The sequence below is a fragment of the Pseudomonas sp. 5P_5.1_Bac1 genome, from assembly GCF_025466015.1.
In the GTDB taxonomy this organism is placed as follows: Bacteria; Pseudomonadota; Gammaproteobacteria; order Pseudomonadales; family Pseudomonadaceae; genus Aquipseudomonas.
This window is the reverse complement of record NZ_JANLNX010000053.1, coordinates 14875-40133: the sequence shown is the minus strand read 5'-3', so window position 1 is coordinate 40133 and position 25259 is coordinate 14875. Positions and strand designations below refer to the sequence as shown.

Genomic DNA, 25259 nt, shown 5'->3' with positions numbered 1-25259 from the left:
TGCCTTTTGCACCGAAAAACCAATCTTATTTTTTTGACTTACTGATCACATAGTGATCAAGATATTCTTTCAGCGGCTTGGCGGTCCCTAAAACATGAATCTCTCCAGTTTCCTTATCAATCAGGAATGGTCCGTTTCCAGCCAGTTGAGCCGACAGGTTCCCTGTCTCCAAATACTCTTTAGATTGATAGCAAAAAAACCATCCCTCAGAGAACGTGCCCTCATGCGTTAGCTGCAAAGGAATCTCAGAGTCTTTCAAATATTCCTTAGCTCTTTCCAAAGCGTATTCGTAGGTAATCATTAGTTAGTTCTCAATAACTGCAATGTCTTAAAATTACTCATATTTGCCGGCTTTCCAGTCTGCCCATCGAGATAACGAATAGCCCCATTCTGATTAACTACGTTGAATACATGGCCTGGCTGACCTGGACCATAGGAGCCAAACACAATCCCACGTGCGCCGTCCCCACCACTAATCATGTGCTGGGTGATGGTTTCGGGTGAAGACACACCGCTAAACTTAGCTCCATATTGCTTCTCCAGCACGGTCAACGGAACACCCTTGGTTGAGTTTATCGGCAATGCAGATGCTGGATTACCTGCCAGTGTTGCATCAGTAGCAATTGAACAATTAACGCAGTTATGAGTTCGCCCAGCGTCTGGGTAACCTGGATTGACGTTCCTTATTGAACCGGCAGTTTCGTCCGCAACCCCTGCCGCTTTTGCACCAACCTCAACCTTGCCAGAACCTACCCCACCACTAAAATCTCCGGCACCCTCTACAGTCTTACCATTGTAGGTCGTGGTTCCAGCAGTATATTCGCCGGACAACTTTCCGCCATACCCAGAATCAACGGCCTCAGTCCGTCCCTGCCCCGTGAGATCTGGACTATTTTTTTCTGTTTCTAAACCACCGGTTTTTTCAGCGCCTTGGCCACCAACCTTGTCGCCCTTACCCATTCGTACAGTAGAAATACCCGTCCCAAGAATGCTGCCAATGAGATTACCGCCGCCCAACAGGTACTTATCGTAAGCCTCAGTTTCATCCAGGCCTCGACCTTCCATTTGTGCAGCGATCTTTTCGCCCACATACTCCTGCATTCCTTGCAGGCGCGACATCAGCTCTTGGCCCAGCGGTGTCTGCTCAGCAGCACTCATTGCCAAAGCCTGAACGACACCCTTGGGACCTTGGGTCAGCGCCAGCACCACAGCCACCGCTTGTGCCTTGTCTTCATTCTCTTGAATGAATTCCTGGATGCTGGAAAGTGTGCGAAGGGTTAACTTCAGCTCGTTCAGCGTGACGCCTGAAGCGGGCAACTGCACGACACCTGATTTTTCTGGGAAAGCCTGGTCTATCACCACCTTGGCGGCTGCAATCTCCGGTGCTATTCCCCAGAAACTGCTCAGTTCCTTGAGCACGTTCTGCTGAAACTTCTCATCCGCCATCATCGCCATGGCTTCAGTCCGGCTCTTGCCACCACGAATCAACTGTTCAAGCGTCTCTTCGGCAAAGTCTTTGGTGGTGACGCTGCTGACGCCGGCGGCCATCTCCCGTCCAAGCACTCGCTCGATACGGTTGACGGTGGCATTCAAACCGGTACTGGCCTGCTCATAGTTATGCTGCGCCGTCTCGTGGTAGGTGAGCAGTCCAGTGACCCACTTATCAAGTGTCTCTTTGGGATTCATCACGTCATGCAACGAACTATCGGTGACGTACAGATCCGTCCGTTCCTCATGGTCCCGAGTGATCTCGTAGGCCTTGTCCAGATCCCGGTTCAGCCCTGCCGTCGAGTCCTGCCCCGTCGCGGCATCCTCGCGCACCACGATCTCGCCCTCGCCCACCGTGGCGCGGACTATCTGCTCGCGCTCTTTTTCATACTCCCAGCCGCTCACGCTCCAGCCGTTCTCACCCTTCTTGCCCTTGCCTTCCTGGCTCGGGTCCTGCTGGGTGCTGCCGCCGCCCTGCTTCCAGCTCCCGCCGACATTGAGGTAGTAGCCGTGCTCCTTGTCCGAGCCGGCGATATCGCTGTAGCCGAGCGTGTCGGTATCGAGCTTGAGATTGCCGTTGTCGGCGGCAATCAGCGCGCCGTCTATCTGGGTGTGGTCCTGGGTACGGATGTCGACCTTGCTGGCGCCGGTCACCCGGGTCTGGTTTTCCACCCACTCGGTCTTGCCAGTGGTCTGGCCGTAACCCACCGAGCCGCTGACGCCAGCACCCGGACCGATGGTCACGGTGACGCTGACGTCAAACTCTTTGCCTTTGACTTCGCCGGTATCGATCGCCGACGACACCTTCAGGTCGCCCCCCACACGGCCAATCACTTCATCGCCACGCACCTGGGCGCCGCTGATGGTGGTGTCCTTGCCGCTGGTGAACTTCAGTTGGTCGCCGGCATAGAGGTAGGCTTCTTGATGTCGCTGCGCTTCGCGCTCCAGGTGGCCCCTGCCCAGGTTGACGCTGGCATAGATGCCCACGCCTTCCGAACCGAATGCAAGGCCGACCTCGCCACCACCACTGGCGCGGTTCTGCTCGTGCTCGGAGTCGTTCTGCGCGGCGCGGATATTGATGTCCTTGCCCGCAGCAAGGTCGATGTCGCGCCCAGCCTGAACCTGACTGCCAATGACGTTGAGGTCGTTGCCGGCCTCGAGCTTGATGTCACGCCCGGCGTCGAGCTGGCTGGCAGTCGAGTTGCCCTGGTTGCCATCGGTGCTGGCGGTGCCATGGCTGCCGCCGATGCCGACCTTGAAGCCACCACTGCTGCCGCCGTGGATGCCGCCCCAACTTTGCGATTCGCTGGTCTGCTGGCTGGTACCACCATGAGCCACGTCGATATTGATATCGCGGCCCTTGATGGTGATATCGCGCCCAGCCTGGAGCTGGCTGCCCGCAACGTTGACATTGTTGCCTGCGGTGAAGGTGATGTCGTTGCCCGCGTCGAGGGTCGATGCCCGATTGCCCTGTTCGACCGTCTGCTGGCTGCTGCTTTGGGTGGTGTTGCCCAACTTGCCGTCGCCGGTGGGGCCAGCGAAGAACTGGCTGACCGCATCCACTGCCTGCAAGGTACTCGAGCCCTTGCTGACGTTGTTCTCCCCGTTGCCGGCGTTGCTGACCGCATCCTTGGTGCGACCCAGGTTGTGGTTGATCGAACCGCCCGCCCCTTGGCTGGCGAATTCGCGCTCATGTTCCTCGACACGGGTTTCGCCGGCGGCATCGATGTTGATATCGCGCCCGGCAGCAAGGTTGATATCGTGCCCCGCCTTCAGGTCGGAACCGCTCTGGTTGATGTCACGCCCGGCGTTGACGTTCAGGTCCTGTCCGGCTTGGATCTGACTGCCACTGGCCAGTTGTTCGAGCACACGATCCTTGGCCTTTTCCTTCTCGACTCCGGCAAAGAAGCTGACGCCATTGTCGTCACTGTCGAAGCGCAGCCCGGTGTTGGAACTGCTGGACCACTGGCGCTCGTCGCGCTGGCTTTCAGCGGCGGCCACATTGACGTCGCGGCCGGCGTTGATGCTGACGTTGCGCCCGGCACTGACGCCGCTGCCCACCAGGTTGACGTCACGCTCGGCCTTGAGCGTGGCATCCTGCTCGGCTACAACCTGGCTACCGACGCTGGTGCTGCTCTGCGCCTCCTTCCCGGCGGCCTTGGCCGATGCGATGGAGACCGACGGCGGCAGGATGAAGTCCGGCGACAGCGACAGGCCGATCTTCTTCTTGTACTCCTCGGTACGGCTGTAGGCAGTGTCATTGGCTGCCAGCAGGTCGATATCGCCGTCCTTGTCCACCAGCCCCGCACGCAACTCGACATCCTTACCGGCACTGGCCTCGCTGGCCCGCAGGCGCAGATCGCTGCCCGCTACCAGAACGATGTCGTTGCCGGCCTCCAGCTCGCTGCCGACCTGGGTCGCGCTGGTCTGGAGCTGGCTCTTGCCGCTCTTGGACAAGCCGAGGAAGCCGGACTTGGTTTTCTTGCTGTACTCGCCGTGCTCTTCAATGCCGGAGAGCACCGCCACATCGCCGGTGGCACCGATCAGCAGATCGTTGCCGGCGCGGAGCTCGCTGCCGATGACCGTGACGTCGCGACCACCGTCGAGGTTAATGCCGCCGTTTTCTGCCTTGCTGGCATTGATCGTCAGGTCGTTGCCGGCGGTGACCACCGACTCGATGTTGGTGCTGTGGTAGCTCTCCTGCTGGGTGAGCTTGCTGCGCCCGAACGAGCCCTTGCTTTTCTTCTGGTAGAAGGAGGCACTTTCGTCCTGGTCGGAGGTGATCAGCAGATCGCGAGCGGCATCGAGGTCGACGTTGCCGCCGCCTTCGATCCGGCTGGCACTGACCAGCAGGTCCTGGCTGGCATTCAGGGCAATGTCGCCACCGGCCTTGAGCGTGGTCGAGACCTGGGTGATACGGTCCTGGGATTGGGTCACCTTCTTGGACTGGGAGAAGAAATGCTCTTCGTTGGCCGCCGACGCCAGGGTCAGGTCGCCCGTCGTCGTGATGTCGATATCGCGCTGCGCGCTGATCTGACTGGCGATTGCGGTGAAGTCTCGTCCCGCCACGGCGCTGAAGTCCCGACCCGCCGTGACGGTAGAACCGTTCTGGGTGACGGTCTGGGAGGTGGTGCGTCCATAGGCGGTACTGCTGATGGTTTCGGCAGAACCGAGCAGCACATCGCGGCTAGCCTGGATGCTGGTGTCGCGACCGCTTTGCAGCGCGCCCCCCGTACTGATGAAGTCGCGACCGGCGTTGATGCTCATGTCGTTCGCGGCTTCGATACGCGCGGCGCTGTCGAGGTAGTCGGTGCGCTCGTTCCGGCCACCGGTGTTGCCAATATGGCTGGTGACCGAACGTTCGTTGATCACATCACCAAGCACCGTGGTCAGGCTGACGTCACGACCACTGATGATGCCGCCGGCGCGGTTGACGATGTTGTTGCCGGCGAGCAGGTCGAGGCGGTTGCCGGCCTCGATCACGCCACTGTTGACGATGTCGTTTCCGGCCATGGCCGAGAGGTTGTTGCTGGCACGCAGGGTCCCGGCGTTGAGCAGGTCCTGGCCGGCGATCAGGGTGACGTCGTTGCCGGCAATCAGCGCGCCGTTGGGCGCGAGGCGGTTGGCGGCGTCGGCCAGGTAGAGCACTGGCACCAGGACTTTCTGGCCATTCACCTCGATTTCTTCCAGCCAGACGATGTCGTGGGTCAGGGCCGCGACCTGTTCCGCGGTCAGGGTGACGCCCAGCGACAGGTTGAGCTGTTGCTTGCTGGCGATGGCGTTGTCCATCAGGTACTTGAACATCGCTTCGTCGCTATTCAGGCCGGCGATGAAACGCTGGCCAGTACCCGCCACGATTGCCTGCTGGATCAGGCGCTGTTCGTAGAAACCGTCGCCCAGGCGCTTGGCGCTGTCGTCCGGGTTGTAGCCGAGGCCGGACAGCAGGTAGTCGGAGCTCATGAACGACTTGAGTTCGGTGAGCAGCGGGTTGGTTTCGATCAGGTATTTGTGCGGCTGGGAAGCGGCGCTGCGGTCCGGTAGGCCCTGGACGCGGTCGATGGTCTGCGCGGTGCTTGGTTGCGCGATGGCCGTGGCGCGGCTGTCCACCGCCGGGGTCGCCGGGCGATCGGTCGGGGCTTGCACTGTCTGAGTGCCGAGAGCAGCGGGTGCAACGGTTGCCACGGTGCTGGGCGACGGAGCGGCAACGTTGACCTGCTGAGCCTGCGGAGTAAGCGCCGGAAGCGAGACACCGCCCGAGGTTGGCGCGCCAGGAGCAGTGATTGCGATCTGAGTATCGCGATCGCTTGGCGTCAGCGCCGGCAGTTGCAGGTCCGGGCGAGTGCCGCCTTGCGGGTTGCTGCTCACCGTGGTGTCACGGTTGCCAGACGCCAGGCCGGGCACATTCAGGCCAGGCTGGTTGCCGGTGGAGGCGCCCGGGGTGGTCACCGCGATCTGGGTGTCGCGCCCGCCCGGAGTCAAGCCTGGCAGTTGCAGGTCAGGACGATTGCCGCCCTGCTGGCTGCCGGCGACCGTGGTGTTGCGATCGCCCGTCGCCAGGCCCGGTACGTTCAGTTGAGGACCGTTAGCGCCCGACTGTCCGCCCGGCGTGGTGAGGGTGATGCGGGTATCGCGGTCAGTCGGGGTCAGGCCGTCCAGGTTCACGCTCGGGCCCGAGGCGCTGAACGAATCTCCGGAGCTGCCACCGGAACCCTGGCTGCCGATGCCATCGCTGCGAGTGATATCGCCGCCTTTGCTACGGCCCGGTTGCCAGGTGCCGTTGTCGGTGTTGCCAATGCCGGAGGCATTGATGGAACTGCCGCTGGCGCCGATGCCGCTGGCTACGCGCGCGACCACCGAGAACTGGCCGGTGTTGGCGGTGAGCTGGGCGATATCGTCCAGTTGCAAGGTGCGGCCTTGGGTGGCAGGCAGGTTTTTTTCGCGCTGCGCGACGTCGATCGTGGCGCCGCTCAAGGTCCAGCTTGCCGGAGCGCTGCTGCCTTGGCTGATCGAGCTGTCTTTGGCCGCCTGGTCGCTGAGGCGGAACAGACCGTTGGCGCCGGTGGGCAGGCTGAAGCCGGGCAAGGTCAGCGGGTTGACCTGTTGCTGGGCCAGGTTGGGCGGTAGCTGCTTGTTCAGCAGGATGATGTTGGAGACGCCGGTGCCAGTGGCTGTGGTGTCGATAGTGCGGGTGACGCCTGGCGTGCCGTTGGTGAAGGAGCGCTCCACGCCGTTGGAGATTTTGTTGGTGGCGTTGATGGAGACGGTGCCGCCGGCCTGGACTACTGAAGGCAGGAAGTCTGAGCCGGTATCCGCAATTGTTCTTTCTAAAAATGCTTCGGTGGATTTGATTACGGAGGGGGCATCAACCGCGCCGTCAGCTTTATAGTTGGCGGTGGGAATTGGAATGCCGTTCTGGGGGCTCCACTTATCAAGGTACTTCCAGATGGTTCCAAATCTTTGACTTAAACTCCAATCCGCACCATTGGCAGGTCTTGGTCCGTCAACCTTAACCGGCCTTACCAAATCATCTCCGGCCGCATTCCAGGAATGCATACCACCGTTATAATTCGGGTCATTCTCTGAGTTATACCTGAGAATCTCCGCCCAAAGCTCCCAGCTCGGGTCACGAATATCGATATATTTAAGAACTGTAAAACCACCCAGGGAAGTCCCCAAATTAGAGAAAGACTCAACTTTTACGTCTAAATTACCCGCAGCAGAAATAAGCGAATTCGAATTTACAATTGCCCCTCCTTCAATGGAAAAATTCCTGGCGGAGACTAGGCTGGCTTGCTTAGATCCTTCACCAGAAACAGACGCACCGCTATAAGTCTGCGCCCATACCAGATGCGAGGGATTTTTCTTGTCCGAGTGATAATCGATAACACTGTCGCAGTAATAACACCTGACACCAATGTAACCAGACTCAAGATGCGACTCCGTCTCAAAATCTGCTCGCTTATTCGTAATAGAAGCTGACGTAATCGAGAAATCCCCACCACTCTCAATCGATCCAGAAATATTCTCCAACAACGAAGACCGCGCACCCTGCGCATCTTTCGCAATACGAATCGCACCCAAACTATAAACATCAGCGCTCTTGTTACTGAGGCTATCAACATACAGCCCCATATCAGCACCGCTATAAATCAACCCACCTTCGTTCAACAAACTTCCGGCATTCGCCGTAAATGCCCGCGAACTCCCCAGCGAACCGTAGTTGCGAATACTCTCCGCGGTCAGGCTCAGATCCGCCGCCGAAGTCAGCCGCCCCGCGTTGTTCACCAGTCCAGCGACAGTGAGCGTGCTGTTAGCAGCCGCAGCCACACTGGCGGCACTGCTCAGTTCAAGTTGGCCGAGGACGAGGTTCATGGCGCCTTGGCTGGTGGCGCGGCCGGTGCTGGTCAGGCTGCCGGTCAGGTTGAGGTCGAGGCTGCCGTCACTGGCGATCAGGCCGGCGGTGGTCCAGTTCCGCCCGCTTCCACTGAAGCTGCTGGTCGCCAACAACTGCCCGCTGGCGGTCTGCGTCAACTGCCCGACATTGACGGTCAAGCGCCCGGCCTGGATCACGCTGCTGTTGGTCCAGTTGTCCGCCGTCAGCGTCAGCCCGCCGCGGGTCACGGCGGTGCCGCCGCTGTTGGTGATGTTGGCGGTGGCGATATCGAAGGTGCCGACACCGGCGTGCAGCACGCTGCCGCCGAGGTTGTTCAGTGCCTGCGTATTCAACGTCAGGTCATGGCTGCTGACCTCGACTTTGCCGTCGCGGTTGTCGAAGCCGCCGATTATCTGGAACTCGGTCTTGCCCGCGTCACCCAACGCACGCAGTACGCCGCTCTGGTTGTCCAGCGACGCCGCGTTCACCTGCAGGTGGCTGTCGCTTTCGACGATGCCCGCGCGGTTACCGAGTTGACCGCCGAGCGCCAGCTCGACGCGGCTGCCAGCCACCTGCCCGCCTGCGTTATCGAAGCCCTGGCCGTCGACGCGCACCAGTCCCTTGGCGTACAGGCCGCCAGCGGTATTGGTGAAGTTGCCGCCGCCGATCCGCGCATCGCCGGTCTGGGCGGCGATGCGGCCGCCGCTGTTGTCGACGCTGGCGCCGGACAATTTCAGGTGCTGCCCCTGGATCACACCGCCCGCGTTGTTGACCACTGCGCCGGTCGCGCTGCCATCAAGTAATCCCGCAACGCTGGCGACGGTGCCGCCGCTGTTGTCGAGGCTGCCAGCCTTGAGCAGCAGGTTGCCGCTCTGGGCGAGCAGAGTGCCGTTGCGGTTGTCCAGTGCGCCGCTGCTGTCGAGGGTCACAGCGCCCTGCCCTTGCACGGCGCCCTGTTGGTTGTTGAGGCTGGCCGCGATCACCTGGACGTCGGCGTCCTGGCTGTAGATCAGGCCGTTGGCATCATTGCGCAGCAGGCCAGTCGCATTGACCAGCACCGCGCCCTTGGCGGCGAGGGTGCCCTTCTGGCTGTTGTCCATCGCGCCCGCGGCCAGGGTCATTTGCGCCTGGCTGACGATCTTGCCGTTCTGGTTGCTGATTTGCAGCGCACGCTTGAGCAGCAAGCTGCCGGCGCTGGCGAGGGTGCCGTTGTCGTTGTAGAGCGAACCCAGCAGGTCCAGGGTCATCTGGCCATTGCCCGCCAGGGTGCCACCGGTGTTGACGAGGTCGGTGCCGGTGAAGGTCAGTGCGTGTTGTGCATTGACGGTGCCGGACTGGTTGGCGAGCGTGGCGGCGATCAGGTCAAGGCCGGCGCCGCTGTCGATCAAGCCGCCATTGGCGTTATTCAACAGGCCGCTGACCACCAGGCTTTGCAGCGCGCCGCTGGACAGAATCCCGCCAACGTTATCGAGGCTGCCGGCGCTGACATCCATCCGACCTTGGCTGACCAGGGCGCCCTTGTCGCCGTTGAGCAAGGCGCCAGACAAGCGCACATCCAGCGCACCGTTGCGGCTGGACAAGGTGCCTTCATTGCGGTTGTCGAGGCTGGCGCCGGTCAAGCTCAGGCCTTGCCAGCCAGACAGCAGGCCGTTCTGGTTGATCAGGTTGGAGACGTTGAGGGTCAGCACCTGGCTGGTGATCAGCCGGCCATTGCTGTTGTCCAGGCGGTTGGCGTTGACGGTGATGTTCTGCTGGCTGGAGAGCTCGCCACCGTTGTTGCTGAAGGTGCCGACGCGCAGGAAGCTCAGGGCGCCCTTCGCCACGACCAGGCCGCCGCTGTTGTCGAGGTTGCCGTTGTTCAGGTCGAAGCTGACGTTCTGGTCGCCGACGATGCGGCCGCTGCCCAGCAGCAGTGCGCCGAGGGTCAGGCCCAGGCTGCCCTTGGCCGAGACTTCGCCAGCGTCGGTGCTCAGGCTGCTGGCGCTGAGGGTCAGGCCGCCGCGGCTGTTGATCAGGCCGGCGCTGCGGTTATCCAGCGCCGCCGCTGTGAGGGTGACGCCACTGACACCGAACAGGCTGCCGTCGCGGTTGTCCAGGTCGCCGCTGCGCAGGGTGAGGTTGCCGGTCGCGCTGATCAGGCCTTGCTGGCGGTTGTCGAGCACGCCGTTGCTGATCAGGTCGAGGTCACCGCGGCTGCTCAAGGTGCCGCCGAGGTTGCTCACGGTAGCGGCGCGCACCACAAGGCTGGCGCCGCCGATCAGGCCTTGGGCATTGCCTAGGGTCTGGTCGATCACCAGGCTCAGGGCCTGGCTGCTCAGCAGCTTGCCGTTGCCGTTGTCCAGGCTGCCCGCCGTGAGGGTGAAGGCCTGGCTGCTGGAGAGTTCGCCGTTGCGGTTGCGCACCGCGTTGAGGTTGCTCAGCAGCAGGCTGCCGGAGGTGTTGATCAGGCCGCCGCTGTTGTCCAGCAGGCCATTGTTGAGGTTCAGGCTCAGGCCGGTGTTGCTGAACAGCGTGCCGCCCTGTTGGTCTAGGCCGCTGATGCTGGCGGTCAGCGCTTTGACGCTGGCGATCTTGCCAGCGCTATTGCTGACCTGAGTGGCGGTGAGGTTGAAGGTGTCGGCGCTGTTGAGGCGGCCCGCGAGGTTGTTCAGCGCGCCGGTGATCAGGGTGACCGCGCCTTTGGCGCTGAGGCTGCCCTCTTCATTGCTGAGGCTGGCGCTGTTCAGCACCAAAGCGCCGTCGGTGAGCAGCTCGCCCTTGAGGTTGTTGATCTGCCCGTCCACCACCAGCGTCAGGCCGTTTCCGCTGCTGAGGGTGCCGTGGCTGTTGTCGAGGCTGCGCGCCCTGACTTCGAGGTTCGACTCGCTGCTCAGCAGGCCCTGGCTGTTGTTCAGCTCACCGCTCAGTTCCAGCAACAGCGGTAGCTGGGCAATAACGGCGCCGCCGCTGTTTACCAAGCTGCCGCCCTTGAACAGCACGCGTTGGCCGCTCAATTGGCCGCGGGTCTGGTTGATCACCTGCTGCACCGCGAGGTCGAGGGTGGCCGCGGAAAACACCAGGCCCTTGTCGCTGTTGTTCAGGCTCGCGCCGCTGATGGTGACGTCGGCGTTGCCGGTCAGCTCGCCGCCACGGTTGTCGATCTCGCCGATGTCGAGTTTCAGCGCTTTTGTGGCGCCCAGCAGGCCGCCACGGTTATCCAGCGTGGTCGCACCGACGCGCACGGTCTGGGTGCCGATCAACTGGCCCTGCTGGTTGTCGATCTGCGCGGCGTCCAGCTCGATGGCGGCCTTGCCAGCGATCTCGCCAAAGCGGTTATCCAGGCTGCCCGCATTGACCAGCAGGTTGCCGTCGGCGACCAAGGTGCCACGTGAGTTGTTCAGCCATTCGCGGGTCACCAGGGTCAGGCCGCCGCGGCTGTTGAGCAGGCCGCTGCCGTTGTCCAGGCGCAGGCTGGCGATATCCAGGCTGGCGGCACTGATACGGCCGTTGACGTTGCTCAGCAGTTGTTCGATGCGCAAGGTCAGGCCGAGGTTGCTGACCAGCTTGCCATTGCCGTTGTCCAGGCTGCGCGCGGCCAGGGTGAAGGCGTTCTGGCTGGAAAGTTCACCGCCCTGGTTGTTGACGTTGCCGAGGTTTTTCAGCAGCAAGGTCGGGGCGTTGATCAGGCCGAGGTTGGTCAGGTCGCCGTGGTTCAGGTCAAGGTTCAACTGGCTGTTGCTGAACAGCTCGCCGTTGCTCTGCACCAGCCCGGTCAGGCTGGCGTTGAACAGGCCGGCGCTGGCGATACGACCGCCGTTGCTGAGCTGGCCGGCGCTCAGGTCCAGGCCGGCGCTGCTGATCAGGCGACCGCCGAGGCTGTTGTCGAAACGGCCGGTGCTGACGGTGGCGGCGCCCTGGCTTTTGATCAGGCCTTGCTGGCCGTTGTCCAGGCTGGCGCTGCTGAGGCTGAGGGCTTGCGCGCTTTCAACGGTGCCGCCCTGGTTGAGCAACCCGGCGATGCTGCGCACCTCCAGCAGTCCGGCGCTGGAAATGCTGCCAACGCGGTTGTCCAGTTGCTGCGCGCCGAGGCTCAAGGTGCCTTCGCTGCTGAGGCGGCCTTCGCTGTTGTTCAGGTGCCCGTCGAGCTGTGGCGTTGCGCTCAATTGCAGCACCAGCGAGCGCTGGCCGGCGAAAGTGCCTTGGTTGTTGTCGAGGCGCGCACCGGTCAGGCGCACGTCCTGGGCGAACACCAGGCCCTGGGCCTGGTTGATGACCCGGGCGATTGTCGCCTCCAGTCGGGTCCCGGCCAGTAGCTTGCCGCCGCTGTTGTCGAGTAGTTGGCCGATGTAAGTGACGTTTTGCTGGCTGGAGATTTCCCCGGCGCGGTTGTCGACGGACTGCACCTCCAGTTTCAGCGCTCTTGTGCTGCCCACCAGACCGCCGTTGCGGTTGTCCAGCGCGGTGCCGGTCAGGCTCAGCTCACCCCGGGCCACCAGTTCGCCGCCCTGCTGCTCCAGCGTGCCGACGGTGGCGGCGAGGTCGCTCTGGCTGGCGATGCGGCCCTTGGTGTTGTCGAGGCTGTCGGCGCTCAGCAGCAGGTTGCCGGTGGTGCTGATCAGACCGGCCTGGTTGAACAGTTGCCGGGCGTCGAGGTCCAGCGCCTGCGAGCCGCCGAGCAGCCCGTCGCGGTTGTCCAGCACGGCCAGGCGCAAGGTGACGTCCTTGCTGGCGCGAAGCACGCCGTCACGGTTGTCTGCCGAGGTGCCGCGCAGGGCCAGCGTTTGCTGCCCGGAGACGCGTCCGCCACGGTTGTCGAGGGCGTCCACACGCAGGTCCATGGCGCCTTTGGCCAGCAGGTTGCCGCCGGTCTGGTTGTCGAGCAGACCGTGGACCGTCAGCGTCAGGCCACCATCGCTGACCAGGCTGCCGGCCTTGCGGTTATCCAGATTGCCCGCGGTTACTTGCAGGTTGGCGCCGGCACCGAGGGTCCCGGCCTGGTTGAACAGCAGCCCGCTGACCGTCAGTTCCAGGCTGTTGTCGCTCATGACCTGGCCGCTGCCGTTGCCCAGGCCCGCGGCAGTGATCACCGCGCGGGTGGCGGCGGAGACTTCGCCGCTGGCGTTGAGCAGGTTGCCGGTGAGGTTCAGGGTCAGGTGGGCGGAACTGCTGAACAGGCCGTTGCGGTTGTCCAGCGAAGCCGCCGAAGCGCTGAGGCCGTGGGCGGAAATCACCCCGTCGAGGTTGTTCAGCGCTTGTTCAATCACCAGCGTCAGGGCCTGGTCGCTGAGCAGTTCACCGCCACTGTTGTCGAGGCTGAGCGCACTGAGGCTGAAGCTCTGCTCGCTGGAAATTTCGCCGCCCTGGTTGAACACTGCGGCGAGGTTTCTGAATACCAGCGGGCCGGGAGCATTGATCAGGCCGCCGCTGTTGTTCAACTGGCCGCCGTTCATGTCCAGGGTCAGCGCGCTGTTACTGAACAGCTCGCCACCGCTGCGCTGGTCGAGGCCGGTGATGCTGGCGCTCAGCGCCTTGGCGCTGGCGATGCGCCCGGCCTGACGGTTGTCCACCAGACCCGCGCTCAGTTCGAGCCGATCGACCGTGGTCAACCGACCCTGCTGGTTGGTCAGGGCGCCGGTAGTGACCCGTAGCAGATTGTCGGCGGCAATGCGCCCGCGGCTGTTGTCGAGGCTGGCGCTGGACAGGCTGAGCGTGCCGCTGCCAAGTACTTCGCCGCCAAGGTTGCTGACGGCATCGCGCGCCGTCAGCACCAGCGCGCCGGCACTGCTGGCGCGTCCACCGTCGTTGTTCAGGCTGATGCCGTCGAAGGTCAGCCCGCCGTCGCTGCGCAGGGTGCCGAGGCGGTTGTTCAGATGGCCACTGGCGCCAGTGCCGTCGCGCAGGGTCAGGCTCAGGCCGGTCTTGCCGAACAGGCTGCCCTGGTCGCTGTTGTCGAACTGGCCGGCATTGAGGGTGACGGATTTTTGCCCGGAGATGACGCCCTTGAGCCGGTTGCTCAGGGTGGTCACGGTGAGTTGCAGGTCGCCATTGGCCAGCAGACGGCCGCCGCCGCTGTTGTCGAAGCGGCTGCCGCTGACGATCAGGTTGGCGACGCTGGCAACTTCACCGGCGCGGTTGTCCAGGCTGGCGACCCGCAGGGTCATGGCCTTGCCGGAATTGAGCAGGCCGGCCTGACGGTTGTCCAGTTCGACGCTGTCGAGTTGCAACTGCCCTACCGCCACTACGCTGCCGCCACGGTTGTCGACGCGGGTGATGTCGAGGGTCAGGTTGTCTTTGCTGGAGATGACGCCGTCGAACTGGTTGTCCAGGCTCGCGGCGTTGAGTTGCAATGCGCCGACCGCAGCCAGCAGCCCCTCCTGGTTGAGCACCTGGCCGCTGAGTGTCACGCCCAGCGTGCCGTCACTGGCGACGCGGCCGAGGCTGTTGTCGAGGCTGGCGGCCGTGAGGTTCAGGGTCTGCCCGGCCAGCAGCCGGCCGTTGCGGTTACTCGCCGCGCCACTCTGGGTGAGGGTCAGCAGATGATCGCCCTGGATCAGCCCGGCATCGTTGTTCAGCGAAGCGCTGCCCAGCGTGGTGGTCGCGCCAAGGATGGCGCCCTGGCGGTTGTCCAGCGCGCCCTCGACCTGCAGCAGCAAGGCGTCGCGCGCCTCGATACGGCCCAGCAGGTTGCCGCCACTGCCGGCACTCAAGTCCAGGCTCGCGGCGGACAGCAGCCCTTTGCCGTTTTCCAGCAAGCGGGCAATGCGCAGGGTCAGTGCCTGCTGGCTGAGAAGCTTGCCGTTGCGGTTGTCCAGGCTCGCCGCCGCCAGCTCGAAGGCCAGGGCGCTGGAGATTTCACCGCCCTGGTTGTCGAGCGTGCCGAGGTTGCGCAACTGCAATTGGCCCGGTGCGTTGATCAGGCCGCCCTGGTTGTTCAGGTGGCCGTGGTTGAGGTCGAGGCTGACGCCCGCGAGGCCGTAGAGCCGGCCATCGTTGTGCTGGTCCAGCGCGCTGACCGAGGCGTCGAGTTGCCCGCGACTGCTGATGCGGCCGCCGTCGCTGTTGTCCGTCTCGCCCGCGAGGAGATTCAAGGTGCCGTCGCTGTCGATACCGCCCTTGGCGTTGTTCAACGCGCCGACCACTTGCAGGGTCAGTTGCTCGGCGGCGTGCAGGCTGCCTTCGCCACTGTTGTCCAGACTGCCCGCGTCGATGCGGGTTTGCCTTGCGGTGATCAGGCCCTTGAGGCGGTTGTCGACGCTGCCGGCGCTCAGGCGCAGTTCGCCGGCGCTGCTGAACAGGCCGGTCTGGTTGAGCAGTTGCCCGGCGATCTGGGCGCTCAGGCGAGTGTCGCTGCTGAGCTGGCCGCCGCTGTTGTCGAGGTTCGCGGCAACGAGGTCGAAACCCTGCGCGGCGAACAGTGTGCCTTGGCGGTTGTCGAGGCCGCCGAGGCTGGTGAGGTTCAGGGTGCTGTCGCTTTGCAGCAGGCCAAGGCGGTTGTCCAGCGAGCCGGCGCTGACCACCGAACTGCGGGCCAGAATCTGCCCGCTCTGGTTGTCCAACGCGCCATCCACCAGCAGGCTGATCGCGCCGCTGGTGCTGAGTTTGCCCGACTGGTTGCCGAGGCTGCCCGCACGGATATCCAGTGCCGGCGCGGAGATCAGGCCCTTGGCGTTCTCAAGGGCGCGGGCGATACGCAAGGTCAGTGCCTGCTCGCTGAGCAGTTTGCCGCCGCGGTTGTCGAGGGACCCGGCCGTAACGTTGAAGGCCAAGTTGCTGGAGATTTCACCGCCCTGGTTATCGACGCTGCCTAGGTTGTTCAGCTGCAATTGACCCGGTGCGTTGACGCGCCCGCCCTGGTTGTCCAGATGACCGTTGTTGAGGTCGAGGGTCAGGCTCGACTGGCTGAGCAATTGCCCATCGGCGTGTTGGTCGAGACCGGCGACGCTGGCGTTGAGCGGGCCGGCGCTGCTGATGCGCCCGCCGCTGCTGTTGTCCACTTGCCCGGCTTTCAGGTCCAGTTCGCGGTCGCTGCGCAGCACGCCGTTGGCGTTGTTCAGTGCGGCGCTCAGTTGCAGGTCGAGGTGCCGCGCGGCATAGAGGTCACCCTGACGGTTGTCGAGGGTGTTGGCGGTCAATTGCAGGCTGTCGTCGGCGGCGAGTGTGCCGTTGCGGTTGTCCAGCGCAGCACCGGTGATCAGCAGATTGGCCTTGCTGCTGATGCGACCTTGCTGCTGGTTGTCCAGGCTGCCCAGCCCGAGCACCAGATTGTCGACCGCGCCCAGCAACCCACCCTGGTTGAGCAGTTGCCCGCTGATCTGCCCGTTAAAGACGCCGTCGCTGGTGAGGGTGCCGCGGCTGTTGTCGAGGCTGCCGCCGTTGAGCATCAAGGTCTGGCCCGTGACGATGCGTCCGTCGCGGTTGAGCAGCGCGCCTTGCTGACGCAGCGCCAGCAGCGTGTCGCCCTGGATCAGGCCGGCATCGTTATTCAGCGAAGCGCTGGTCAACACGGTAGAAGCGCCGAGCAGCGTGCCCTGCTGGTTGTCCAGTGCACCGTCGACCTGCGCCAACAGGCTGTCGCGGGCTTCGATCGTGCCCAATCGGTTGCCGAGGCTGCCGGCACTCAGGTTCAGACTTGCGGCGGACACTCGCCCCTTGCTGTTTTCCAGCTCGCGGGCAATGCGCAAGGTCAGCGCCTGCTGGCTGAGAACCTTGCCGTTGCGGTTGTCCAGGCTCGCCGCCGCCAGCTCGAAAGCCAGGGTGCTGGAGATTTCACCGCCCTGGTTGTCGAGCGTGCCGAGGTTGCGCAGCAGCAACGCGCCCGGTGCGTTGATCAGGCCGCTCTGGTTGTTCAGATGGCCATGGTTGAGGTCGAGGCTGACGCTGGCCTGGCTGTAGAGGCGGCCATCATTGTGCTGGTCCAACGCGCTGACCGAGGCGTCGAGCTGCCCACTGCTGCTGATGCGGCCGCCGTCGCTGTTGTCCGTCTCGCCCGCGACGAGATTCAGGGTGCCGTCGCTGCGAAGGCTGCCCGCGGAGTTGTTCAGCGAGCCTGTGAGTTGCAGGTTCAGTTGTTCGGCGGCGAACAGGCTGCCCTTGACGCTGTTGTCCAGGCTGCCGGCGTTCAAGTGCAGTTCGCCGGCGCTGCTGAACAGGCCGGTCTGGTTGAGCAGTTGCCTGGCGATCCGCGCGCTCAGGCGGGTGTCACTGCTGAGCTGACCGCCGCTGTTGTCGAGGCTCGCGGCAACGAGGTCGAAACCCTGCGCGGCGAACAGTGTGCCTTGGCGGTTGTCGAGGCCGCCGAGGCTGGTGAGGTTCAGGGTGCTGTCGCTTTGCAGCAGGCCAAGGCGGTTGTCCAGCGAGCCGGCAGTGACCACCGAACTGCGGGCCAGAATCTGCCCGTTCTGGTTGTCCAGCACGCCGTCCACCAGCAGGCTGATCGCGCCGCTGGTGCTGAGTTTGCCCGACTCGTTGCCGAGGCTGCCGGCACGGATATCCAGGGCCGGCGCGGAGATCAGGCCCTTGGCGTTTTCCAGGGCGTGGGCGATACGCAGGGTCAGTGCCTGCTCGCTGAGCAGCTTGCCGCCGCGGTTGTCGAGGGCCCCGGCCACGAGGTTGAAGGCCAAGTTGCTGGAGATTTCACCGCCCTGGTTATCGACGCTGCCGAGGTTGTTCAGCAGCAATTGGCCCGGCGCATTGACGCGCCCGCCCTGGTTGTCCAAATGACCGTTATTGAGGTCGAGGGTCAGGCTCGACTGGCTGAGCAATTGCCCATCGGCGTGTTGGTCGAGACCGGCGACGCTGGCGTTGAGCGGGCCGGCGCTGCTGATGCGCCCGCCGTTGCTGTTGTCCACTTGCCCGGCTTTCAGGTCCAGTTCGCGGTCACTGCGCAGCACGCCGTTGGCGTTGTTCAGTGCGGCGCTCAGTTGCAGGTCGAGGTGCCGCGCGGCATAGAGGTCACCCTGACGGTTGTCGAGGCTGTTGGCGGTCAATTGCAGTGTGTCGTCAGCGGCAAGGGTGCCGTTGCGATTGTCCAGCGCACCACCGGTGATCAGCAGGTTGGCCTTGCTGCTGATGCGGCCTTGTTGCTGGTTGTCCAGGCTGTCCAGTCCGAGGTTGAGGTCCCAGGCGGCGGCCAACAGCCCGTCATGGTTGAGCAATTGCCCGGCAATGGTCGCGTCGAGTCTGGCATTGCTGGTGAGGGTGCCGTGACTGTTGTCCAGGCGGCCGGCGCCGAGGGTGAAATGGCTGCCGGCGATCAGGCGGCCGGCGCCATTGAGCACGGCGCCGCTGCTGTTGATGGCGAGCGCGCGGTCGCTCTGGATGCGTCCTTCGCGGTTGTCCAGTGTGGCGACGCTCAGCGCGACATCCTGGGCGAGGATTTCGCCAAGGCTGTTATCGAGCGCTCCATCGACCCGCAGGTTGAGGTCGTTGCCAATGTTCAACGTGCCGCGGGCATTGCCAAGGCTGCCCGTGCGCGCATCCAGCCCCGCCGCCGAGATCAGCCCGCTGGCGTTCTCCAGCGCGCGAGCGATGCGCAAGGTCAACAGTTGCTGGCTCAGCAGCTTGCCACCACGGTTGTCCAGCGTGGCGGTCGCCAATGCATAGGCCAGGCTGCTGGAGATTTCACCGCCCTGGTTGTCCACCGAACCAAGGTTGCTCAACAGCAACGGACCCGGCGCGTTGATCAGGCCGCCCTGGTTGTTCAGGTGGCCGTTATTGAGGTCGAGGCTGACGCCCGCGAGGCTGTAGAGCCGGCCGTCGTTGTGCTGGTCCAGTGCCGTGAGCGATGCCGTGAGCTGCCGCTCGCTGCTGATGCGGCCGCCGTCGCTGTTGTTTGCCGCGCCGCCCTTGATCAGCAAATTGGTTTTGCTGCTGATTCGGCCCTGCTGCTGGTTGTCCAGGCTGCCGAGTACAAGGCTGAGATCGCCCTCCGTCGCCAGTACCCCGGCCTGGTTGGACAGCGCCCCGGCGATGTTCGCCTCAAGGCTGCCGTTGCTGGTCAAGGTGCCCTGCTGGTTGTCCAGGCGGCCAGCCGCGAGCACAAGGCGATTACCGGCGCTCAGGCTGCCGGTGCTGTTGAGTACCGCGCCGCTGCTGTTGAGGGTGAGGGTCTGATCGCCCTGCACCTGCCCTTGCAGGTTGTTCAGCGACGTCACAGTCAGGCCAGCGTCGCGGGAAAGGATGGCGCCACGGGTGTTGTCGAGCGCGCCGTCGACGATGAGGTTCAAGTCCTGGCTGGCATTAAGCTTGCCGCCAACGTTGTCGAGCTTACCCGCGCGTGCGTCCAGGCGCAGTGCCGACAGCAGGCCGGCACCGTTATCGAATGTCTGAGCAACGCGCAGGGTCAGTAGCTGGTCGCTGAGCAGCTTGCCGCTCCGGTTGTCCAGGCGCGTGGCCGACAACAGGAAGGCCCGGCTGCTGGAAATCTCGCCTTGACGGTTGTCGACGTCGCTCGGGTTGCTGAGCAACAACTGGCCCGGCGCATTGATCAGGCCGCCCCGGTTGTTCAGCGCGCCATGGTTGAGGTCCAGGCTGAGGTCGCCCTGGCTGTAGAAACGGCCGCCGTTTTCCTGGTCGAGGGCGGAGACACTGGCGCTGAGGTTGCGCGCGTAAACCTGCCCGGCGTTGCGGTTGTCGAGGTTGCCGGCGCGCAAGTGCAGCGTGTCGCCAGCGCTGAGCTGGCCACCCTGGTTGAACAGGTTCGCGCTGCTCAGTTGCAGTTGGCTGCCGGCGCTGACCAGGCCACTGCCATTTAGCAGGTTGCCGGCGATCACCGCGGTCAGTGCGGCGTTGCCGCTCAGTTGGCCGAAGCTGTTGTCGAGGCTGGCCGCGTTGAGCGTCAGGTTCTGAGCGCTGACGAGGGTGCCGTAGCGGTTGCCGAGGACGCCGCTGCCGATGTCCAGCAGGGTGTCGGCCTGAATCCGGCCTCCGCCGTTGTCCAGCGAACCCGCCGCCAGCGTGACGTCACGGGCGAGGATCTCGCCGCCGCGGTTGTCCAGCGCGGCGCCGACCAGCAGGTTCACGCCATCGCGTGCGGTCAGGCGCCCGGCGCTGTTGTCGAGGCTACCGGCCGCCATGAGCAAGGCAGCGCCACTGAGCAACCCGTTGCGATTGTCCAGGCCAAGAGTCGTGGCGAGGGTCAGGGTCTGCTCGCTCAGGACCTTGCCGGCGCGGTTGTCGAGGCTGTCGCTGCGCAGCGCGAAGCTATGGACGCTGGAGATTTCGCCGGCACGGTTATCGACGCTGGACAGATTGCTCAGCAGCAGCCAGCCCGGGGTGCTGATCAGGCCGCCCTGGTTATCCAGGTGGCCGCGATTGAGGTCGAGGCTGAACGCCGCCTGACCGAGCAGGCGCCCGGCGTTGTTGTTCAGACTGCCAACCGACAGCCGGCTGTCACCCTGCGCGGAGATATTGCCGCTGGCATTGACCAGCGCCCCACCCACCCGCGCGTCCAGCCCGCTGCGGCTGGACAAGACGCCCTTGGTGTTGTCGAGCAGGCTGGCGACGTCGATTTGCACGCCGTTGGCGGCGATCATCCCGGCGCCGTTGTTCAGCGCTCCGGCGATGCGCAGGGTCAGCCCCTGGTCGCTCAACAGTTTGCCGGCGCCATTGTCGAGGCTGTTCGCGGCAGTGATGAAGGCGCGGTTGCTGGAGATTTCGCCCTGGCGGTTATCGACGGTGCTCAGGTTGTCGAGGGTCAACTGGCCGCTGGCGTTGATCACGCCGGTGCGGTTGTCCAGGTGGCCGCGATTGAGGTCCAGGGTCAAGTCGCCGTCGCTGTGCAGGCGCCCGCCGTCGCGCTGTTCGAGACTGCCGAGCCGTGCATTGAGGCTGCGGGCGGCGCCGATCTGGCCACCGCTGTTGTTCACCGCGCCGGTCGCGTCCAGGCTCAGGGAACGGCCCGCGGTCACCAGACCGGTGACGTTATCCAGCGTCGCCAGGCGCAGGATCACATCGCCCTGCCCCGACACTTCGCCGTTGCGGTTTACCAGTTGCCCGGCGCTGACGGTCAGCGCGTCGTTGCCGATCAGCAGGCCGCCCTGGCTGTTGACTACCTGATTGGCGTTGACCACCACGCTGCCGCCGAGCACCCGGCCACGGTTCTGGTTGTCCAGCCGCGTGGCGTCGATTTGTGCGAGGCGCTGGGCATTCAGGGTGCCGCCCTGGTTGGCCAGTTCCGCCGTGCTGATGCTGAGGTCGCGGCTGGCGACCACGGTGGTGCCGCTATTGTCGATGCGCGCCGCCGACAGGCGCACGTCGCCCTGGCCGTTACGCCTGCTGTCGGCGTTGACACCGGCCTCGATGATGCCGCGGTTGCTCAGGGTGCCGCCGCTGTCCAGGGTAATGCTGTCGCGCGCGGCAAGGCTCTGGCGGTTGTCCAGATCACCCTGGCTGCTGATTGCCAGGTCCTTGCCGGCGTACACCGGGCCTTGGGCATCGACGCCCTGCGCCTTGACCGTCGCCGAGCCGCCCGCGGACACCCGGCCCAGGTTCAGTTTGCCGTTGGCATCGATCTGGATATCGCCGCCGGCCACCATATTGCCCGCCAGCTTCACCCCGACCCCGGCTTCTGTGCCGACCAGGCGGATGGTGTTGACGTACATGCCGCCCAGGGCCGAGGAGTCGATCGCCAGTGTCGGCGCCGGGCTGCCGTCGGCGGCGCGGGCGGTGGCGGCGAGGGTGCGGGCATCGACATCGTTGCGGCCGGCGACGATGTCCAGTTTGTTGGCCTGGAGTTGGGCGTTGATCTGGGTGGCGCGGGTGATGATTTCGAACTGGTCGACGTTGCTGGCGTTGAGGCCGGCGCCGTCGATGGACACGTTGCCCTGGTCGACCTGGTAGCGGTTGAGCTGGCCGTTTTCGATCACCGGCTTGCCGGTGCTGAGGGTGACTTTCGGGGTGTTGATGAAGCCGCAACCGTCGCAACTGATGCCGTGGGGGTTGGCTACGATGACGTGGGCGGACTTGCCCGCCACTTCGGTGTAGCCGCGCAACTGGCTGGGGCTGCCGCCGTTGACTTCGTTGAGGATGATGTCGGCGGCGCGGCCGCTGAAATTCGGGTTGCCGACGATGATCCCGCCCAGTTGGGTGTTCTGCGTGCGGTCGGTGGCGTTGTTGAGGATCAGGCCCTGGGCATCGACGTTGTAGTCCTTGAACTGGTTATGCGACAGGCCATTGGCGTTGGGTGCGGCGATGTTGATGATCGGCACGCCATTGCCCGCCTGGGCCAGGCCGGTGCCCGCAGCGCTGACCGCGATGCCGTCGGCCTGGGCCCACAGCGGCTGCCAGAACATGACGTTGGCGAGCAGGAACGCCAGGGCGCGTTTCGGCAGGCCGCAGAAGGTCTCGCGCGGCTGCACGGTCGCCGAAGGCTGGCGCAGGAGAAAAGCGAATTGACGGACATCCATGTCGTGGTCTCGATTCAGCTAAGGCGGGCGTTACAACAGCAACTCCACGCGGAAATAGATCGGCGCTTCGCGCTCGGTAATGACGTCGGGGCGTTCCAGGGAATGGGCGAAGGTCACGCTGGCGCTCAGGTGCTGGCCACGGGCGAACAGTTCCAGCGCGTTGCTGGAGACACGTCCGTGTTGGTCGCCGTTGTAGCGGTCGCCGCGGATCACGCCCTGGTCGTAGCCGACACTGGCGCCGTACTCGGCCACAACCGGGCGCAGCCATTCCAGCGCCACCGGGCGAGTCCAGCGCAGGTCGTTGCGCCAGTAGGCGCCGCTGTCGCCGGTCAGGGACTGGTCCTTGTAGCCACGCACCGAGGACAACCCGCCCAGGCTCAGGCGCTGCGGGCTGTACAGCGGGTCTTCGCTGCGCTGGCCGGTGGCGAGGCTGCTGAAACTGAAAGCCTCATCACCGATCTGGAACGGCTGCAGGTAGCTGACGGTCAGGCTGTATTTGCGGTAGCGGGCGTCGGGGTCGCTGGGGCTGGCGGTGCGGTCGGCCTGGGCATCGAAAGCGCCGATGCCCTGTTGCATGCCCAAGTCCAGGTTGACGAACGCGCCGCCGATGCGGCGGCCGTGGTTGATGCCGAACTGCGCTTCGCTGAGGCGGTTGCTGCTGTTTTCCAGGCGGCTGTCTTCGATGTAGTTGTTCGAGCGCAGGTAGGCCAGGCCAGTGCTCAGCGACGTCTTCGACAGGCTGTCGCGATGGATTACGCGCTCGGCGCGCAATTGGTGATTTTGGGTGTCGCCGGTTTGCTTGAAGGTGAAGGTGTTGGCTTCGGCCTGTGAGCGGTAGGCGCTCTGGCTGTAGGAATAGCTGAAGTTCCACCAGCCCCAAGGCAGGTTGTAGAAGAGCATTTCGCTGTGCGAGGTGCGCTGGTGATCGCTGACCGCGTCACGGCCGCCGCGCAGCATCAATTGATCGGCCAGGCCCAACGGGCTGTCCCATTCCAGGCCATAGCCCCATTGCTGTTCGCCTGTTGAACGCTGGCCGTCGTTGTTACGCGACAGGCTGGCGCGCCAGGGCTTTTTCGGGGTGTTGCCGACCTCTACGGTGCTGCCGCCTACCGTCGTGCCAGGAACCAGCTCCATCTTGGCCTGGTTGGATGGCAGGCGGTTGAGCTGGTCGACCATCTGCTCGATATCGCGCAGGTTGAGCAGTTCGCCGACCGTACCGGGGAAGGCCATCGCCAGTTCCCGCGGCGACAAGCCACTGTCGGCGCCACTCTTGATGCCTTCCAGCCGCCCTTCCACCACCTGCACTTCCAGGTGCCGGCTACTCAAGTCCTGTTGCGGCAGGTAGGCGCGGCTGGTGACCAGGCCCATGGCGAGGTAATGATCGGTGATGGCTTTGAGCAGCGCGTTGAGCTGCTGCACGCCGAGGCATTGGCCGATATAAGGCTGGGCCAGGCGCTCGCGCTCGGCCTGGGAAAGGCGGTCGGCGCCTTTGATTTCGATGCTGTCGATGGGGAAGCAGCGGGTGTCCGGCGCGGGCTCGGGGATAACCGGCGGGGGTTCATTGCCCGGCAGTTCGCGCAGCTCTTCGAGACGGCGTTGCTGCTCTTGCAACAGGCGGTCCTGGCGATCGCGGATCAGGTCCTGCTCGCCCGGAGTGGCTGCAAACACGGGCGCGAAAGCGGTCAGCCCCGTTGCCACGAGGCAGAGCAACACTCTCAGCAGAAAGTGGTGGGTGAACAGCATCGGTATCCTTCCGATATCACTACGCCATCATTGGCGGCGCGATATTAAAGAGCTGGAAATCCGGCGTCAATATCGCCAAAAGACCGCAGCCAATACCCCACACATTGACTCAACCATTTACCTGACCCAAGCTTGACCCCTTTTCCGTAAGCCATTTTCCCGGATTCTGCATGTCCAGACCGCGTGTCTATCTGTTGGCCGGCCTTGTCGTGCTGTTGCTTCTCGCCTTGGCCGGGTTGTTTTTGCGCAACGATCCCCCCGCCCCCACTCCGGCGCTGCAGCAGTCCTACGCCAAGGCGCTGGCCCAGGCGCATAACGGGCTGCCGGGCGCGGCGCGGGTGCTGTATCAGCAGTTGGGGCGTGATGATCTGTCGCCGATTCGCCGCGCCAGCCTGTATGCCGAGCTGCCCAATTACCCGTCGCCGCTGGCGCTGAAGCTGGCGCGCAAGGACCTGCAACACGAAGACCCGCTGGTCCGCCGTGCGGCCGTCGAGAGCATTGCCGCGCTGGTGCCGGCGGCGCAGCGCAGCCTGGTGCTGGGGCCGATGCTGGATGACGAGGAGGAAAGCGTGCGGTTTGCCGCGGTGGACGCGCTGCTGGGGCTGACGCCGGATGAAGTGGGCCTGTACTTCGGGCCGCTGCAGGAAGTCCTCGAGCAGTACCAGCAGGACTTGTTGTTGCGCACCGAATATCCGCAGGACCAGGTGCACCTGGCGCGGCTGTATATCCACGAGCGGGATTTGCAGGCGGCCAACGCGGCGCTGGACCGCGCCCTGGCGCTGGAGCCGGACAATCTCGACGCCATCGCCGCCAAGGTCCGCCTGCTGGACAGCCAGGGTCAGGGCGACACCTCCCGCGAAGTGCTGGCGTCGGCGCTGCAACGCCACCCGGAATCGGCGTTCCTGCAACACGAACTGGGCCTTTGGTTGCTGCGTCACAGCCAGAACGAATACGCCCTGCTGGCCTTCTCCCGCGCGCTGGAGCTGGAGCCGGACAACAACGATTACCGCTACACCCTGGCCACCAGCCTGCACAGCCTCGACCAGCTGGACGCGGCGCAAAAGCAGTTGGAAACGGTGCTGTCCCGCCAGCCGGCGAACCGCAAGGCACGGGTCTTGTTGATCGAGTACTGGAAAGAGAGCGGGCAATTACAGAATGTGCAGGTGCTGCTTGCCCAACTGGAGCAGCAGAACCCCGACGATCCCCTGGTGCAGCAAGGCCTCTAGGCCGCCCCGAACCATCTGGCAACACCGGTTGAACCCCGTCGTGAA

General features: G+C 64.1%; 4 protein-coding genes. 1 reads left to right on the top strand and 3 read right to left on the bottom strand.

From position 1 onward, the window contains the following. Nucleotides 1-25: 25 nt before the first annotated feature. From NTD82_RS11175 to NTD82_RS11165, 3 genes are read right to left on the bottom strand one after another with little or no spacing between them, the layout of a single operon-like run. Nucleotides 26-301 carry a YrhB domain-containing protein gene (locus NTD82_RS11175; RefSeq protein ID WP_069023864.1) on the bottom strand — a complete coding sequence of 92 codons (276 nt, stop codon included), beginning with the start codon at nt 299-301 and terminating at the stop codon, nt 26-28. Beyond that, nucleotides 301-22245, bottom strand: a complete 21945-nt coding sequence (locus NTD82_RS11170; protein WP_262128791.1) for a hemagglutinin repeat-containing protein — start codon at nt 22243-22245, stop codon at nt 301-303. The genes NTD82_RS11175 and NTD82_RS11170 overlap by 1 nt, the downstream gene beginning before the upstream one ends. Nucleotides 22246-22275: 30 nt before the next feature. Continuing rightward, nucleotides 22276-23988, bottom strand: a complete 1713-nt coding sequence (locus NTD82_RS11165) for a ShlB/FhaC/HecB family hemolysin secretion/activation protein (RefSeq protein ID WP_262128790.1) — start codon at nt 23986-23988, stop codon at nt 22276-22278. A gap of 170 nt (nt 23989-24158) precedes the next feature. Here NTD82_RS11165 and NTD82_RS11160 point away from each other — a divergent pair, with 170 nt between their 5' ends. Beyond that, the gene (locus NTD82_RS11160) at nt 24159-25214 is read left to right on the top strand and encodes a tetratricopeptide repeat protein (RefSeq protein WP_095157528.1); all 1056 of its coding nucleotides are present in this window, start codon (nt 24159-24161) and stop codon (nt 25212-25214) included. Nucleotides 25215-25259 lie beyond the last annotated feature (45 nt).